The organism is Streptomyces sp. NPDC001514, from assembly GCF_053597075.1.
This window is the reverse complement of the sequence record NZ_JBSFHO010000005.1, coordinates 149,146-165,405: the sequence shown is the minus strand read 5'-3', so window position 1 is coordinate 165,405 and position 16,260 is coordinate 149,146. Positions and strand designations below refer to the sequence as shown.

The window sequence follows — 16,260 nt, the reverse complement described above, 5'->3', positions numbered from 1 at the left end:
AGACGACATGAACCGACCGAACTGGAGGTCCGCCTCCCCGCGCCGATGAGCGGCGCACGGAGGAACGGACCCGCGATCCGTACGCGTACCCCCGCCGAACTGCGCCGCACGCGCAGACCGCGCGCCCACTCCTGCTGGGACCATCTCTACGCGGCGCCCCTGTGGCCGCTGCACGGAGCCAACCTGGGAACCCTCGCCCGCACCTGTGACGCGGTCGGCGCCTGTCTGACGGTGCCGCGCTTCCCGTGGGTGCCGGAGGCGCTGGCGCGCGGCAACACCCTGCGCAAGCCGTTGTGCACCCACTGGACCGGCGATCCACTGGGCTGGCTGGCGCGGCAGCGCGAGCGTGGCGTACGGATCGTGGGCGTGGAGCTCGCGGACGAGGCCGTCCGCCTCGCCGATCTCCCGCCCGCACGCGAGCCCACCGTCATGGTCCTCGGCCATGAACAGGACGGCATCCCGCCCGAAGCCCTCGACCTGCTCGACGAGTGCGTGGAGATCCCGATGATCGGCACGGGAGCGAGCCTGAACGTGGCCGTCGCCGGATCGCTCGCGCTCTACAAGCTCGCGGGCCTGCTCTGAGCCGCTCCAGGCGGCCCAGGCGGGCCCTGGCCGGGACCGGCCCCCACTGGCCGGGACCGGGCCCGACCTGTGCCCCCGATAGGATCGGCCACCTCATGACTGCAACCCTCGTCGCCAAGGACCTCGCCGCCGGACACGGCGACCGCTCGCTCTTCTCCGGGCTCGACCTCGTCGTCGCGCCGGGTGATGTGATCGGCCTCGTCGGCGCCAACGGCGCCGGGAAGTCCACCCTGCTCCGGCTGCTCGCCGGCCTCGACACGCCCGAGCAGGGGGAGCTGCGGCTCTCCCCGCCGAGCGCCACCGTCGGCCATCTCCCGCAGGAGCCGGAGCGCCGCGCGGGCGAGACCGTACGGCAGTTCCTGGCCCGCCGGACCGGGGTCGCCGCCGCGCAGGCCGCGATGGACGAGGCCACGCAGGGCCTCGTCGACGGCGTGCCCGGCGCCGACGACGCGTACGCCACCACCCTCGAACGCTGGCTGGCGCTCGGCGGCGCCGACCTCGACGAGCGTGCCGATGAGGTCGCCGACTCGCTCGGCCTCACGGTCGGCCTCGACCAGCCGATGACGTCCCTGTCCGGCGGTCAGGCGGCCCGCGCCGGGCTCGCCTCGCTGCTCCTGTCCCGCTACGACGTGTTCCTCCTCGACGAGCCGACCAACGACCTCGACCTGGACGGACTGGAGCGGCTGGAGAAGTTCGTCCAGGGACTGCGCGCCGGCACGGTCGTCGTCAGCCACGACCGCGAGTTCCTCACCCGTACGGTCACCAAGGTCCTCGAGCTCGATCTCGCCCAGCAGCAGATCACGCTCTATGGCGGCGGCTACGAGGCCTATCTGGAGGAGCGCGAGACCGCCAGGCGGCACGCGCGCGAGGAGTACGAGGAGTACGCCGACAAAAGGACCGCCCTCGAAGGCCGCGCCCAGATGCAGCGTTCCTGGATGGACAAGGGCGTCAAGAACGCGCGGCGCAAGGCCACCGACAACGACAAGATCGGCAAGAAGTTCCGCAGCGAGGCGAGTGAGAAGCAGGCTGCCAAGGCCCGCCAGACCCAGCGGATGATCGAACGCCTCGAGGCCGTCGACGAGCCCCGCAAGGAGTGGGAGCTCCGGATGGAGATCGCGGCCGCGCCACGCTCCGGCGCGGTCGTCGCCACGCTGCGCGACGCGGAGGTCCGGCGGGGCGACTTCCATTTCGGGCCGGTGTCGCTGCAGGTCGACTGGGCGGACCGGGTCGCCATCACCGGTGCCAACGGCTCCGGCAAGTCCACGCTGCTCGCGGCCCTCCTCGGCCGTCTCCCGCTGGACTCCGGGCACGCGACGCTCGGCTCCGGCGTCGTCGTCGGCGAGGTCGACCAGGCGCGGAAGCTCTTCCACGGTACGGAGTCACTGCTGGACGCCTTCTGCGCGGCCGTGCCCGACACCGAACCCGCCGAGGTCCGTACCCTCCTCGCCAAGTTCGGCCTCAAGGCCGCCCATGTGCTGCGCCCCGCCGTCACCCTCTCCCCGGGCGAACGCACCCGCGCGGCGCTCGCCCTCCTCCAGGGTCGCGGCGTCAACCTCCTCGTACTCGACGAGCCGACGAACCACCTCGACCTCCCCGCCATCGAGCAGCTCGAGTCCGCGCTCGACTCGTACAGCGGCACGCTGCTGCTGGTGACGCACGACCGGCGGATGCTGGACGCGGTCCGTACGACCCGGCGCATCGAGGTGGCGGACGGCAAGGTGACCGAGTCGTGAACGGCTGCGGCGTCGGGTTCGAGTGGGGGCCTGCGGGCGCCCGGCACCTGGCGCCGCACGTGGCGTGCCTGGCCGTCGTGGACGTGCTGTCGTTCACGACGGCCGTGAGCGTCGCCGTCGACGCGGGCACCCGGGTCTATCCGTACCGCTGGCGCGATGCCACCGCGCAGGAGTACGCCATCCGCCTGGACGCCGCCCTCGCCGTCGGCCGCCGCGCGGTCACCCGGGAATCGCCCTGGTCACTGTCGCCCGCTGCCCTGCGTCGCGCGCCCCGCACCGCACGCCTTGTGCTGCCCTCGCCGAACGGCTCCACCATCGCCGCCGAGGCCGCCGCCGGCGGGGCCACGGTCGTCGCCGTGTCCCTGCGCAACGCCCGCGCGGTGGCCCGATGGCTGAGGACCCAGGGCTACGGCACCTCCGAGCGCCCCCTCGCGGTCGTCGCCGCGGGCGAACAGTGGCCCGACGGCTCCCTGCGGCCGGCCGTGGAGGACCTGCTCGGTGCCGGGGCACTCATCTCCACGTTGCGCGGCCTCGGCACGACGGACCTGACCCCCGAGGCGGCCACGGCCGCGTGGGACACGACGGCCGACCCCGCGACGGTCCTCCACCGCTGCCACTCCGGCCGCGAACTGAGCGAGGGCGCCTTCGCGGGGTTCACGGCGGACGTGGACATCGCGGCGGAGATCAACGCATCGACGTCGGTGCCGGTCCTCGCGGACGGCGCGTTCACGGCGTCAACCTGAGGGCGGGGAGCGCCCACGGCGGCCTCTCCCCGCCGATGCCCCTGCGCTCTCCGATCCATGGCGTGGGCTCGCCGCCTCCCCCTGCCCGAGCGGTACGCACCTGTCGCCGAGCCGCGCCAGGATGCGGCGGTCGGCGTGTGGGTTCCCCGGGGTCGCCGCACGGTGGGGTCGTGCGGCGCCTGGTCGCGCTCGGCGCCCGGTTCCCGCGTGTCTCGACCGGTTCCCGCGTGTCTCGACCGGTTCCCGCGCGTCTCGACCGGTCATCCGCCTCGCTCCGCGGCCTTGTTGCCGGCTCCGCGAGCAGCGCGGGATGCGACCGTGCGTCCGCGCAACCGGCGTTGTCAGTGGTCGCAAGTATGTTCAGCCGTGTCCCGCCGTTGTGGCGCGGAAGTCCCCTCGGTGCATAGGAGATGGTGCGTTGTCGGATTGGGAGAGGTCGAGCACGGCACGGGTGATACCACCCGCACGGCCGCGCAAGCTCGCCAAGGTCCCGTTCGTCGAGCTGGCCGACGGACGCTTGCAGGGCGTGGTGTCCAGCGGCTCGGACATCGAGCGGGTCTATGTCTCGTCGGTCGCGGCGGGTACGTACGCGTTCGCTTGCAGCACCAACAACAACCGGCCCTGCGGCGGCGCGAGGGGCTCGTTCTGCAATCACATCCGGGCCCTGATCAACGAGGCGGTGCTGCAGTACGGCGCCGAGCGCGTCGCCCGCTACCTGAGGGTCGAGCTCGCGGACGGGGTGCCGAGCGCCGAGACCATCGCTGCCGACATGAGCAGCACACGTCCACCGCAGGGTGACACGAAGGCCGCCGCGCCCGTCTTCAGCCGGTTCCTGCGCCACCTGGCCTACCTGGAACTCGCCCCGACCACCGCACCGTTGCCGGAGATGCAGTGGTTCCCGCCGACCAGGGCGGTGGCGTGATGCGCGCCGACCTGCTCGCCGAAACCGTCGACGGGCTCGACGAAGCCCTGGCGGCCGTCGACGCCTTCGACCGGGCTCTCGTCGCCGGACTGCTCTGTCCCCAGCCCGCCCAGGCCGCCGGCCTGACAGAGCTCACGCACGCCGTCGCAGGGACGCCGCTGGCCACCAGGGTCGCCGAGGCGGCCGAGAAGGCGGCGGCCGGAGCCGCGGGCGAAGACCACTTCGTCGCCCTCGCCGCCGCCCGCACCGCGCTGCTCGGCTCCGTCCACGACGCACTGATGACCCGCGTCGAGGAGGCGACCGGTCGGCCCCGCAGCGAGGAGGCCGTCCCGGTGTCCGGCGGGCAGCAAGCGGCGAACCTGCTCGCGGCCGCCCGTTCCTGGCTGTCCGATCTGGCGCGCTCCGGGTGGCAGGGCATCGACCACGACGTGGTCTCCGGGGCGGCGCAGGTCGTCTCCGCGATGCTTCCGGACCCGGCCCTGCGCCGTCTGGCGACGCTCCTCGACGGATTCGCCGCCGAACTCGCCGCATCCTGCCCGGGTGCGGCCCTGGATCGCATCCCGGCACGCCGCTGGGCCGACCTGTGGTCGCGCGCGATGCTGCTGACGCTGCCCGGTGCGGCCGACGTGACCATCACCGGTACGGCCACCGGCCGCCTGCTGCCCCTCGGGGTCGACCTGCACGAACACGCGACCGCCGCACAGGTCCAGGTCCACGCGGTGTTCGAGCCCGCGGACGGCACCGCGCCCCGCCTGGTGCGTGCCGGCGTGTCGGTGCCGAAGCCCGACACGGTCGTCGGAGCCGGCCTCTGGCAGCTGCTCCGCCCGCACATGTCACTCCTGGCAGCCGCCGGCGAGGGCCGCTCGATGGACCTCGCCGACATGCCGGTCACCGCCGAGGGCGACCTGATCTGGAGCGACGAGCACGCACGCCTGGGCGAGCCCGCCGACGCCTGCGCCACCGCCCGCGTCGCCCTGCCCACCGCGACCGCTGCGGCGACCGCACCGCTGGACCGGCACCCGGCGCGCATCGCCGTACCTGTCTTCCTGGAGGGCTACGCCGCCCAGAAGGACGACGACGCACTGACGTTCACCATCGCCGGACACCCTCTCGCCATCGACACCGACCGCATTCCGACCGCCGGACCGCTCACCCCTGAGGCCGTCGCGGCGTCCGGAGCGTGCATCGGGCTGCTCCGCTGGGACGCCGGGGCGTTCGTCGTCCAGCCACTGGCCGTCGAGACGACCGTACGGAAGAAGGCCGTCGCGATCCACGCCGGGGGATGGGCCGGGGGCACGACCGACAAGGCCGGCGTCAAGGCCGAGAAGGCCGCCACCGACGCCGTGGCCGTGCTTCGGGAGCGGGCAGGGAGGCTGCTGCGGAAATGACGGAGCACACGACCGGGCAAACGGCCGAGACCTGGCAGACGGCCGACTGCACGACTCCACAGAACCCCGAGGTGGACCCCCACGACAACCGCCGCCAGGTCCTGTACTGGCGGCTCCTCGCCCGCCTCTTCGACCACGAGGAGCAGGCCACGCTGGAATCGGCGAGCCTCGCCGTCGTCGAGGACATCGGTCTGCCGTCCGCGCTGCTGGACCCGGGGGCCTCCGTCGACTCGATCGTGCAGCGCCACCCGGAGCTGGCCACCGAGTTCGACGGTCTGATGGTGCCCCGTCCCGACCCCGACCCCGCCGACGGTGCACGCGACCGGGCCGCTGAAGTACGGCGCGCGGCGCTGGTGTCGAAGGTGCTGCTCAGCGTCTTCGCCTCCGGCTCCGGCACGGTCACCGCCGGACAACTGGCGCGCTGGCAGTCCGATGCGGGCTGGCTGGAGCGCGCTCTCGGCTGCAGGCCCGGCGAGCTGCGCGGCGGCCGCGCGGGGGGAGGGCCCGGGGGAGCCACGGCAGGACCGGGCGTCGGCCCGACCGGCACCGGCGGCCTGGGCACGACGCCCGACCTCAGCCGGCTGATCCCGGCGATCGGCCCGGAACTCGGCGCCATCGAGGCCGACCTCGTCAAGCGGATGCACCTGCGCGAGGTGCTGGCCGACCCCAAGCTCGCCGCGCAGCTCACCCCGAGCATGTCGCTGATCGAACAGCTGCTGCGGGACAAGAACAACCTCTCGGGCGTGGCCCTGGCCAACGCCAAGGCCCTGATCCGCCGTTTCGTCGACGAGGTCGCCGAAGTGCTGCGCACCCAGGTGGAAAAGGCCACGGTAGGCGCGCTGGACCGCTCCGTCCCGCCCAAGCGGGTGTTCCGCAATCTCGACCTCGACCGCACGATCTGGAAGAACCTCACCAACTGGAGCCCGGAGGAGGAGCGGCTGTACGTCGACCGCCTCTACTACCGGCACACCGCCCGCAAGACGACGCCCCAGCGGCTGATCGTCGTCGTGGACCAGTCGGGCTCGATGGTCGACTCGATGGTGAACTGCACCATCCTGGCGTCGATCTTCGCCGGGCTGCCGAAGGTGGACGTGCATCTGATCGCCTACGACACACGGGCCATCGACCTGACCCCCTGGGTGAGCGACCCGTTCGAGGCGCTGCTGCGCACCAACCTCGGGGGCGGCAATGACGGCCCCGTCGCGATGGCGATGGCCCGCCCGAAGATCACCGATCCTCGGGACACCGTGATGGTGTGGATCTCGGATTTCTACGAATTCGACCGCTCCCAGCCGTTGTTCGAAGGAATCGAGGCGGTCCACCGCTCCGGGGTGAAGTTCATTCCGGTCGGCTCGGTGACCAGCTCCGGCCGCCAGGAGGTCAACCCCTGGTTCCGGGAGCGCTTCAAGGCCCTCGGCACGCCGGTGCTCTCCGGCCACATCCGCAAGCTCGTCCACGAACTCAAGACGTTTCTCGCCTAATTGTTGCTCAGAAAGGCCCTGATATGTCCGACCTGTTGCGCGCCCCTGCCGAGATCAAGTACGCCGAGGAGCTGGACTGGCTGGAGTCGGTCGACGACAACCCCAAGCCCTTCTCGTGGCGCCTGTCCCCGAAGATGGTCCGCCTGTTCATCCTGGGCTCCGAGCGCTCCGACGGCCTGGACCGGGAGATCTCGCAGAAGTGGTTCGGCGACCGCAGTTTCGTCGAGCGCTCCATCGTCACGCTGGCCTCCGACCGCGGCCTGCTGCTCATCGGCGACCCCGGCACCGGCAAGAGCTGGCTGGCCGAGCTGCTGTCCGCCGCGATCTGCCGGAACTCCACGCAGGTCGTGCAGGGCACGGCCGGCACCACCGAGGACCACATCAAGTACTCCTGGAACGTGTCCATGGTCATCGCCAAGGGCCAGTCGCGGGAGTCGATGATCCCCTCGCCGATCATGACCGCGATGGAGACCGGTACGATCGGCCGTTTCGAGGAACTCACCCGCTCCACCAGCGACGTCCAGGACGCGCTGATCTCGATCCTGTCCGAGAAGTACATCTCGGTTCCCGAGCTGGACAGCGAGGACGGCACCGTCTTCGCCAAGCCCGGCTTCTCGGTCATCGCCACCGCCAACAGCCGCGACCGGGGCGTCAACGACCTGTCCTCGGCGCTCAAGCGCCGCTTCAACTTCGTCCGCATCCCGGTGGTGACGAACAAGAAGAGCGAGACGGAGATCGTCCGCTTCCGCACCGAGGAACTGCTGCGCCGCCACCAGATCGAGCTGGACGTGCCGCCGACGCTGCTCGACGTGCTGCTGCAGAGCTTCGCCGACCTGCGCGCCTCGGCGGCCGCGGCCGGCAGCGACGACGAGAAGCTGGAGTCCGCGCTGTCCACCGCCGAACAGATCGGCGTGCTCGAGGACGCGATCCTGCACAGCAACTTCTTCGGCGAGCGCGCCCTGACCGCCCACACCCTCGCCTCCTCGCTCGTCGGCTCGCTGGCCCGGCGCGAGCCGGAGGACCTGGCCATCCTCAACAAGTACCTGCACGGTGTCGTCGAGCCGCGCAGCAAGGAAGAGGGCGGATCCTGGCCGGAGTTCCTGGAGGGCGGCCGCGACGCGATCGCCACCCTGTCATGAGCAGCACGCACCAGGGGACCTTCGAAGCACTGCGCGGACAGTTGCAGGAGGCCGCCGCGACGTTCGCCGACGGGCCCGACGCTCTGGAGGGCATCCTCCTCGGCATCGTCGACGACGTCGACCGCGCGGTGCGCGAGCCACTGGAGATCTTCCCCGTCTGCCACCACTCGCCCGCCTCGGCGATCGCGATGGCACGCCGCCTGCGGGAGAAGCAGCCGAAGGTCGTGTACCTGGAGCTGTGCGAGGACATGGCGCCGCTGCTGACCGAACTGCGCAACTGCAAGCTTCCGGTGGCGGTCCAGGCGTTCGCGACCGAGACCGACGGCTTCCCGGCCGAGTGGTCCCCGCTGTCGGTGGTCGCACCGATCACCGAGGCCTCGGCCGAGTACCAGGCGATCGCCTACGCACTGGACACGCCGGGCGTCGAACTGGTCCTCGTCGACCGTTCCTCGGACCACGTCTTCCAGTGGGACGCGCGCGGGACGGACCCCGTAGAGCCTGCCGATGCGGAGGCCACGCCCGCCGAGGAAGAGGCCGCGCTGCACGGCGACGCGGTCGGCCTGGAGATCGGCGACCTGCGGCCGCGCTTCGCCGAACTGGAGGAGCACCTGCTGCGCCACGGCAGGGTGCGGCACTGGTCGGAGTGGTGGCACCAGTACGTCGAACTGCCGCTCGGCGACAGCGACCACGACACCTACCGCCAGGTCATGCTCCTGATCGGCAGCCTCTTCCGGCGCCTCGCACCCGGCGACCCCCACCGGGTGCGCGTGGACGAGGACCGCGAGCGCTACATGTGGACCAGGATGCGGGAGCACCTGGCCGCGACCGGCACCGATCCCGCGGACTGTCTCTACGTCTGCGGCGCCTTCCACGCGGCAAGCCGAGTCGCCGAGTTCGGCGTCCACGGCACCGACACCTTCGAGATCGGCCCGCGCAGTGCCACCAAGTGGCAGCACGGCCTGATCCCCTCCAGCCACGCGGCGATCGAGGCGCAGTTCGGCCTCGCCGCCGGCTCGGTGTCGATCGCCGCGACGGTCTGGGCGAAGAACGTCAGGCGCACGCGTGTGGAGCCGTACCGCCTGGCGGGACAGGCGGGCACGAGGAGGACGAAGGCCAAGAAGACCGCGGCCGCGGCGGCTCCCGTACCGGCCGTCCCGCCCTCGGACAAGCTGACCGGCTTCCTGCAGCAACCACCCGTCCTGGACCGGCTGGACGAGGCCGAACTGCTCGGCTGGTCGGTGGAGATCGTGCGCGCCGCGCGCCGAGGCGGCTACCTCGCCTCCACCGCCGACGCCATCGCGGTGTTCGAGACGTCGATCCTGCTGGCCGGGATGCGCGACCGGACCAAGCCGACTCCGTACGACTTCCAGGACGCGGCCGTCACCTGCATCGAGAAGGACACCGTGCCCGGACGGCGCGACGTGCGCCGTCTCGTGGAGATCATGATGGGTGGCGACCGGATCGGCCAGGTCGGCTACGACGCGCTGCCACCCCTGGCTCGCGACGTGCACGACCGACTGGCGCCGCTGAACCTGAGGCTGCAACAGCGCGGCGTGCAGCGGGCGCTACTGGACATCGCTTCCCAGCCGCAACTGGAGCAGTGCTCCGACGTGCTGTGGATGCTGCGCTACCTGATGCCGCAGGGTGCCGCGCGGCCGATCATGGGCGAACGTCGGCTCGGCGAGCGGCCGATCCAGGAGTCGTGGGACCTGGCGCTGGGCACCCACCAGCGCGCGCTCATCGAGCTCGGCTACGAGGGCGTCAGCATCGAGCAGGTCCTGGAGCAGCGCCTGCGCCGCACGGCGTACGGCCCGCAGGCCACCGCGGCGACCGTCCTGGAAGCAGTCGAGGACGCGACGCTGTATCTGCGCAGCCGCCGCCTCGCCGACGAGCTGGGCACCCGAGCCCTGGAGGTGCTGTCGGCCGAACGCAGCGTCGACGGCGCACCGGAGGTGCTGCGCCGTGTACGGCGGCTGCTGGCGTACTACCGCACCAACGAGCCGGTGCTGCCGCCGTGGATCGAGTCCTTCGTCAAGACCGGGTACGCGCACTACTGCACCCTGCTGCCGACGGCGTTCACCGACGACGACGCCACCGTCCGCCAGGTGGCGGCGATGCTGGGCTTCCTGTTCAGCATGGAGAGCCTGGCGCTGTCGCTGGGCTGCGACCGTACCCAACTGGAGCTGGCGGTCGCCCAGTCGCATCCGCAGGAACCGTCGAAGACGGCGCTGCTGTGGGCGGCTCAGGTACAGCTCGGGAACCTCTCCCGCGCGGACCTTCGGGCGAGGTGCGACGAACTGCTGGGCAACCCCCTGGTGGTGCCCGCCTATCCGCGCTACCTCAGCGGCTTCGTACACGCCCTGGAGCCCGTCCCGGGCCTCACCGACTTCGTTGTGGAAGCGGTGTCGAACGCGTTCGGACGGCTGCCGGACCCGGTGCTCCTGCCGTGGCTGCCGACCCTGATCACCACCCTGCGATCGGGGGGCGCCGAGCTTGCCCCGCTGCTGATCCGTGAGGCCGGACGGATCTTCCCCGGGCGGCTCGCAGCGCTGGACGAGTGGGTGCCGCCGTGGCGGGCGCATCCGGCGCCGGAAGCCGTGCATCCGGCGCGGCGCGCGAAGGGCAGCCGCGGTGCCATGTTGCTCGCTGCCCACCCCGAGACGTGCGACGCGCTGGCGAGTCTGCTGGGCTGCGACGGGACGTGGGAGACGGCGGACCCTGGCGTGCCGGGCGCGGATTTGGTCGGCCGCCATCCGGATACGGCGGTGGCGCTGGAGGTATTGCTGGCCGGCCCATGACGTCGGTGGGGTGAAAGCCCACGCAGCGGATCCGTCGTCGGGTCCCCGGCCCTGTGGCTGACCCGTCCGGCGGCACCCGGGCTCACCTGGCGGTGCGGGCCGCCATATCCAGCCTGTCCGGCGTTTGAGGACGAACATCCCCGGCCGCCTCGGCGGTGCGGGCCGGCACATCCAGCCTGTCCGGCGTTTGAGGACGGACACCGGGCCGACCGGACGGGACCGGGCATGTCCGGCAGCCCGTCTGCGGGGCGTACCGGGGCTCCACCCCCTGCGGGTGGAGCCCCGGTACGGGGAGGTCAGCCGCGCCTGCCCCCACCCTGCTTCGGGTCGAGGAGGCCCGCCTTGCGAAGGGCGTCCGCCATGGCGCTGTTGGCCGGGGCGGGGGCCTGGCGGCCGCCACCACCACCACCACCGCCACCGCCACCGCCGGAGCCGCGGCGGTCCCGGCCGCCGCCGCCCTGGCGCTGCTGGGGCGGACGCCCGCCCTGGCCGCGCTCGCGGCCCTGGGCGGGGGCCGCCTCGTCCTCCAACCGCAGCGTCAGCGAGATCCGCTTGCGCGGGATGTCGACGTCCAGGACCTTCACCTTGACCACGTCGCCCGGCTTCACCACGTCCCGCGGGTCCTTGACGAAGGTCCGGGACATCGCCGACACATGGACCAGCCCGTCCTGGTGGACGCCGACGTCCACGAAGGCGCCGAACGCAGCCACGTTCGTGACGACACCCTCGAGCACCATGCCCGACGACAGGTCGGAGATCTTCTCGACGCCCTCCTTGAAGGTCGCCGTCCTGAACGCGGGCCGCGGGTCGCGCCCCGGCTTCTCCAGCTCGCGCAGGATGTCGGTCACCGTCGGCAGACCGAAGATCTCGTCCACGAAGTCGTCGGCCCGCAGCGACCGCAGCACCGATGTGTTGCCGATCAGCGAGGCGACCTCGCTCCCGGTCGTCTTCACCATCCGCCGTACCACCGGGTACGCCTCGGGGTGCACGCTCGACGCGTCCAGCGGGTCGTCCCCGCCGCGGATGCGGAGGAAGCCGGCGCACTGCTCGTACGCCTTCGGGCCGAGCCGTGCCACGTCCTTGAGCGCCTGGCGCGAGCGGAAGGGCCCGTTCGCGTCCCGGTGCGCCACGATGTTCTCGGCGAGGCCCGAGCTGATGCCCGACACGCGCGAAAGCAGCGGTGCGGAGGCCGTGTTGACGTCGACGCCGACGCCGTTCACACAGTCCTCGACGACCGCGTCCAGCGAGCGGGACAGCTTCACCTCGGACAGGTCGTGCTGGTACTGGCCGACGCCGATCGACTTGGGGTCGATCTTCACGAGCTCGGCGAGCGGGTCCTGCAGCCGCCGTGCGATCGACACCGCGCCGCGCAGCGAGACGTCGAGCCCCGGCAGCTCCTGCGAGGCGAACGCGGACGCCGAGTACACGGACGCGCCCGCCTCCGACACCATCACCTTGGTGAGCTTCAGCTCCGGGTGATTGGCAATGAGTTCGACGGCCAGCTTGTCCGTCTCGCGCGACGCCGTGCCGTTGCCGATCGCGACCAGCTCGACGGCGTGCTCCTTCGCGAGCCGCGCCAGCTTCGCGAGCGACTCGTCCCACTTGTTCGCGGGGACATGGGGATAGATCGTGTCGGTGGCGACGACCTTGCCGGTCGCGTCGACGACGGCCACCTTCACGCCGGTACGGAAGCCGGGGTCGAGGCCGAGCGTCGCCCGCGTCCCCGCCGGGGCGGCGAGCAGCAGATCCCGCAGGTTCGCCGCGAAGACCCGTACCGCCTCGTCCTCGGCCGCCGTCCGCAGCCGCAGCCGCAGATCGATTCCGAGGTGCACGAGGATCCGGGTCCGCCAGGCCCAGCGAACCGTGTCCGCCAGCCACTTGTCGGCCGGCCGGCCGCGGTCGGCGATGCCGAAACGGCGGGCGACCATGCCCTCGTACGTGGAGGGGCCGGGCTCGTCCGACGGCTCCTCGGGCTCCAGGACCAGGTCGAGGACCTCCTCCTTCTCGCCGCGCAGCATCGCCAGCACACGGTGCGAGGGCAGCTCGGTGAACGGCTCGGCGAAGTCGAAGTAGTCGGCGAACTTCGCGCCCGCCTCCTCCTTGCCCTCGCGCACCTTCGCCGCCAGCCGGCCCCGCGTCCACATCCGCTCACGCAGCTCGCCGATGAGGTCGGCGTCCTCCGAGAAACGCTCGGTCAGGATCGCCCGTGCGCCCTCCAGCGCGGCCGCCGGATCCGCGACGCCCTTGTCCGCGTCGACGAACGCGGCGGCGGCCGCGAGCGGCTCGACCGAAGCGTCGCCGAGCAGCCCTTCGGCGAGCGGCTCAAGACCCGCCTCGCGGGCGATCTGTGCCTTCGTGCGCCGCTTGGGCTTGAAGGGCAGATAGATGTCCTCGAGGCGGGCCTTGGTCTCGGCGCCCCTGATCTGCGCCTCCAGCTCGTCGGTGAGCTTGCCCTGCTCGCGTACGGACTCCAGGATCGTGGCCCGCCGCTCCTCGAGCTCCCGCAGATACCTCAGCCGCTCCTCGAGCGTGCGCAGCTGCGCGTCGTCGAGCATCTCGGTCGCTTCCTTGCGGTAGCGAGCGATGAACGGCACGGTCGATCCGCCGTCGAGCAGCTCGACGGCCGCCTTCACCTGCCGCTCACGTACGCCGAGCTCCTCGGCGATCCTGCCTTCGATGGACGTCGTCACGGTTACCCGACTCGCCTTCTGCTGCTGGCTGTGCTTCAGGCTGCATTCTGCCGGGTGGCCGGGGGCCGTGTCGCGCACCCCCTCCGAGGCCGGAGGTCAGCCCTTGCCGGTCAGGTCCGCCGGGAAAGCACCGGCCGCGACGGCCGTCATCAGGAAACCGCGGGCCAGCTCGGTGAGCCGTTCGACGCCCGCCGCGCCGAGATGCTCGTACGGTGCAAGGTCGAGCCGGTCCGTGTGCTCCTCCAGCTCCGCCCGCAGGGCAGCGCCCTCGCTGGTCAACTCACCCTCGGCGCCGAGCAGTCCACGCTCACGCAGCCGGTCGGACGCCGCCTCCCAGTCGGTGCGGCGCCACCCGCGGCTGGCGAGGATCCACCGCGGTGACATGCCCTTGCCGGTCGCCGTGTGGCTGACCAGGGCCTCCAGCGGGTCGAGACCTGCGATCAGCAGTGCGGTGAGATGGCCGTCGCCGCGGTGCTCGCGCAGCAGGGTCGCGGCGTGCCAGTAGGCGAGATGCGGCTCCTCGGGCACGGGCAGATCCGCATGTGCCGCGTACAGCGGCCGGGCGTGCCGGGTGCAGGCCTCCGTGGCGCGCAGCGCGAGCCGCGCCGCCTCCGCCATCTCGGCCGACGCGACCACCTCGTCGCCCAGCAGCCGGCGCAGCGTGGCGTCCGCGGCCCGCAGCCGGGCAGCCAGCACGGTGGCCGGCGATGCCGTGTCCCACACCGCGGGCAGATGCCGGGCGATCAGCTCGTGGTTGAAGTTGTAGAACGTCGCCGCAACCGTGCCCGGGCCGACGGCGCCCATCGCGGCGGCACGCCCTGCGAAGTACGCGGCCCTCGTGTCCTCGATGCCGAGCCCGGCGAGCTCCTTCGCGTAGTCGGGCGAGAAGTACAGCGTGGAGTGCAGCGGGTTGACGGCGTTGTGGCAGCGGCGTCCCGCGCGCGGCGGCAGTGAGGTCATGACCGGCACGTTACCGACTGGTCGGTACGACAGGAAGGGCGGGCGGCCTCCTGCTCGGCGTGATGGCAGGAAAGGTGGGGTGCTCGTCATTGCGGCCATCTCGGGTGGCCCCGACGATGGAGACATGACCGAGCGATCCGTGCTCGTCGTCCTCTTCGACGGCGTGCAGAGTCTTGATGTGACGGGCCCGCTGGAGGTGTTCGCGGGCGCCAACAAACACCCTGGAGCCCCGTTCACGTACGGCATCCGCACCGCCTCGCTCGACGGCGCGCGGATCCGCACATCCAGTGGGCTCACCCTCGTTCCCGACACCAGCCTCGACGAGCTCGCCGGCTCTCCGCACACCCTGCTCGTGCCGGGCGGCGAGGGCACCCGCCACCCCGCCCCCGCGCTGATCGACTGGCTGCGCGCCCACGCCCCGCGCGCCGAGCGCCTCGTCTCCGTCTGCACCGGCGCGCTGCTGCTGGCCGATGCGGGGCTGCTCGACGGACATCGCGTCACGACTCACTGGGCCGTCTGCGACCACCTCGCCCGCAGCCATCCCGCGGTCGACGTCGACCCCGAGCCGATCTTCGTACGGGACGGGAAGCTCGCCACCTCCGCAGGGGTCACCGCCGGAATCGACCTCGCTCTCGCGCTGGTCGAGGAGGACCTCGGGCGTGAGACCGCCCTGAGCATCGCCCGCCATCTCGTGGTCTTCCTGCGCCGTCCCGGCAACCAGGCGCAGTTCAGCGCCCAGCTTGCCGCCCAGACCGCACAGCGCGAACCGCTGCGCGAGGTACAGGCGTGGATCACCGAGCACCCGGACGACGATCTGTCGGTCGACGCGCTCGCCCGCCGGGCGAGGCTCTCGCCCCGTCAGTTCGCCCGCGCGTTCCGGGCCGAGACCGGCATGACCCCCGGCAGATACGTCGACCGGGTCCGCCTGGAGCACGCTCGCCGCCTACTGGAGGACACCGGCGACGGCATCGAGGAGATCTCCCGCGCCTGCGGATACGGCACGCCCGAGGCGATGCGCCGGGCCTTCGTCAAGGCGCTCGGCGCGGCGCCCGCCGAGTACCGCCGCCGCTTCCACGCACCCGTCCACTGACCACCGGCCCCCGGCATCGACCACCGGCCACTGACCACCGGCCACTGACTACTGACGACTGACCACCGAAGGAGACCGCCTTGCAGATCGCCATCCTGCTGTACGACGAGTTCACCAGCCTCGACGCCGTAGGCCCGTTCGAACTGCTCAGCCGGATGCCCGGCGCCGAGACCGTCTTCGTCGCCGAGAAGACAGGCCCCGTACGCAACGACCAGGGCAATCTGGCTCTCGTCGCCGACCACACCCTCGCCGAGGTGACGGCCCCGGACATCGTCCTCGTGCCCGGCGGCCGCGGCTCACGGCAGGCCATGGGGAACGAGACCGTCCTGGAGTGGTTGCGCACGGTGGACGCCACCAGCACATGGACCACCTCGGTGTGCTCCGGCTCCCTGGTGCTGGCCGCCGCGGGCCTGCTCAAGGGCCGCCGGGCCACCAGCCACTGGCTGGTGCTGGACGTCCTGGGCATGCTGGGCACCGAGGCGACCGGTGAGAGGGTCGTCCTCGACGGCAAGTACGTCACGGCCGCCGGGGTCTCGTCCGGCATCGACATGGCCCTGCATCTGATCGGCCGGATCGCGGGCGACGAGGTCGCCCAGAAGATCCAGCTGCTGACCGAGTACGACCCGCAGCCACCGTACGACGCGGGCTCGCCGGACAAGGCCCCGGCGGAGATCGTCTCCTACTGGCGGGCGCAGGGGGCGTCCGACGACACGATCCGGGCCGGCGGCGAGTAA

General features: G+C 71.9%; 12 protein-coding genes. 10 read left to right on the top strand and 2 right to left on the bottom strand.

Translation table 11 applies throughout. The features are described 5' to 3' along the window. Positions 1 to 45 precede the first annotated feature (45 nt). The 8 genes from ACWCXB_RS08475 to ACWCXB_RS08440 all read left to right on the top strand — a co-directional run bounded on the left by ACWCXB_RS08475 (position 46) and on the right by ACWCXB_RS08440 (position 10,786). On the top strand, positions 46 to 582 hold the full coding sequence (locus ACWCXB_RS08475) for a TrmH family RNA methyltransferase (RefSeq protein WP_450720374.1): 537 nt from the start codon (positions 46 to 48) through the stop codon (positions 580 to 582). Between the two features lie 95 nt (positions 583 to 677). After that, on the top strand, positions 678 to 2,315 hold the full coding sequence (gene abc-f, locus ACWCXB_RS08470; RefSeq protein ID WP_450720372.1) for a ribosomal protection-like ABC-F family protein: 1,638 nt from the start codon (positions 678 to 680) through the stop codon (positions 2,313 to 2,315). Beyond that, positions 2,312 to 3,058 carry a 2-phosphosulfolactate phosphatase gene (locus tag ACWCXB_RS08465; protein WP_450720370.1) on the top strand — a complete coding sequence of 249 codons (747 nt, stop codon included), beginning with the start codon at positions 2,312 to 2,314 and terminating at the stop codon, positions 3,056 to 3,058. Before abc-f ends, ACWCXB_RS08465 begins: the two co-directional genes overlap by 4 nt. A gap of 418 nt (positions 3,059 to 3,476) precedes the next feature. After that, positions 3,477 to 3,980 carry a hypothetical protein gene (locus ACWCXB_RS08460; protein ID WP_450720368.1) on the top strand — a complete coding sequence of 168 codons (504 nt, stop codon included), beginning with the start codon at positions 3,477 to 3,479 and terminating at the stop codon, positions 3,978 to 3,980. Then, complete coding sequence (locus ACWCXB_RS08455; RefSeq protein ID WP_450720366.1) at positions 3,950 to 5,368, top strand: hypothetical protein; 1,419 nt, start codon at positions 3,950 to 3,952, stop codon at positions 5,366 to 5,368. Before ACWCXB_RS08460 ends, ACWCXB_RS08455 begins: the two co-directional genes overlap by 31 nt. Continuing rightward, positions 5,365 to 6,849 (top strand): VWA domain-containing protein, encoded by a 1,485-nt coding sequence (locus ACWCXB_RS08450; protein WP_450720364.1) that lies wholly within the window; start codon positions 5,365 to 5,367, stop codon positions 6,847 to 6,849. Before ACWCXB_RS08455 ends, ACWCXB_RS08450 begins: the two co-directional genes overlap by 4 nt. Positions 6,850 to 6,872: 23 nt before the next feature. Continuing rightward, entirely contained in the window at positions 6,873 to 7,988 is a 1,116-nt protein-coding gene (locus ACWCXB_RS08445; protein WP_450720362.1) for an ATP-binding protein, read from the top strand. After that, complete coding sequence (locus ACWCXB_RS08440) at positions 7,985 to 10,786, top strand: hypothetical protein (RefSeq protein ID WP_450720360.1); 2,802 nt, start codon at positions 7,985 to 7,987, stop codon at positions 10,784 to 10,786. Before ACWCXB_RS08445 ends, ACWCXB_RS08440 begins: the two co-directional genes overlap by 4 nt. Positions 10,787 to 11,082: 296 nt before the next feature. Here the strand turns inward: ACWCXB_RS08440 and ACWCXB_RS08435 are convergent, their stop codons facing one another. Next, positions 11,083 to 13,476, bottom strand: a complete 2,394-nt coding sequence (locus ACWCXB_RS08435) for a Tex family protein (RefSeq protein ID WP_450720358.1) — start codon at positions 13,474 to 13,476, stop codon at positions 11,083 to 11,085. A 96-nt stretch (positions 13,477 to 13,572) separates the two neighbouring features. Next, positions 13,573 to 14,436 (bottom strand): SCO6745 family protein, encoded by an 864-nt coding sequence (locus ACWCXB_RS08430; protein ID WP_450720356.1) that lies wholly within the window; start codon positions 14,434 to 14,436, stop codon positions 13,573 to 13,575. A 124-nt stretch (positions 14,437 to 14,560) separates the two neighbouring features. Between ACWCXB_RS08430 and ACWCXB_RS08425 the strand changes: the two genes are divergently transcribed. Next, on the top strand, positions 14,561 to 15,526 hold the full coding sequence (locus ACWCXB_RS08425; RefSeq protein ID WP_450720354.1) for a GlxA family transcriptional regulator: 966 nt from the start codon (positions 14,561 to 14,563) through the stop codon (positions 15,524 to 15,526). An 80-nt stretch (positions 15,527 to 15,606) separates the two neighbouring features. Next, positions 15,607 to 16,260, top strand: a complete 654-nt coding sequence (locus ACWCXB_RS08420; protein ID WP_450720352.1) for a DJ-1/PfpI family protein — start codon at positions 15,607 to 15,609, stop codon at positions 16,258 to 16,260.

What these genes read in the sequence shown, in the direction of transcription:
- ACWCXB_RS08430 (WP_450720356.1), bottom strand. Translation starts at nt 14,436, where the DNA reads ATGACCTCACTGCCGCCGCGCGCGGGACGCCGCTGCCACAACGCCGTC.
- ACWCXB_RS08440 (WP_450720360.1), top strand. Translation starts at nt 7,985, where the DNA reads ATGAGCAGCACGCACCAGGGGACCTTCGAAGCACTGCGCGGACAGTTG.
- abc-f (WP_450720372.1), top strand. Translation starts at nt 678, where the DNA reads ATGACTGCAACCCTCGTCGCCAAGGACCTCGCCGCCGGACACGGCGAC.
- ACWCXB_RS08445 (WP_450720362.1), top strand. Translation starts at nt 6,873, where the DNA reads ATGTCCGACCTGTTGCGCGCCCCTGCCGAGATCAAGTACGCCGAGGAG.
- ACWCXB_RS08450 (WP_450720364.1), top strand. Translation starts at nt 5,365, where the DNA reads ATGACGGAGCACACGACCGGGCAAACGGCCGAGACCTGGCAGACGGCC.
- ACWCXB_RS08425 (WP_450720354.1), top strand. Translation starts at nt 14,561, where the DNA reads ATGACCGAGCGATCCGTGCTCGTCGTCCTCTTCGACGGCGTGCAGAGT.
- ACWCXB_RS08475 (WP_450720374.1), top strand. Translation starts at nt 46, where the DNA reads ATGAGCGGCGCACGGAGGAACGGACCCGCGATCCGTACGCGTACCCCC.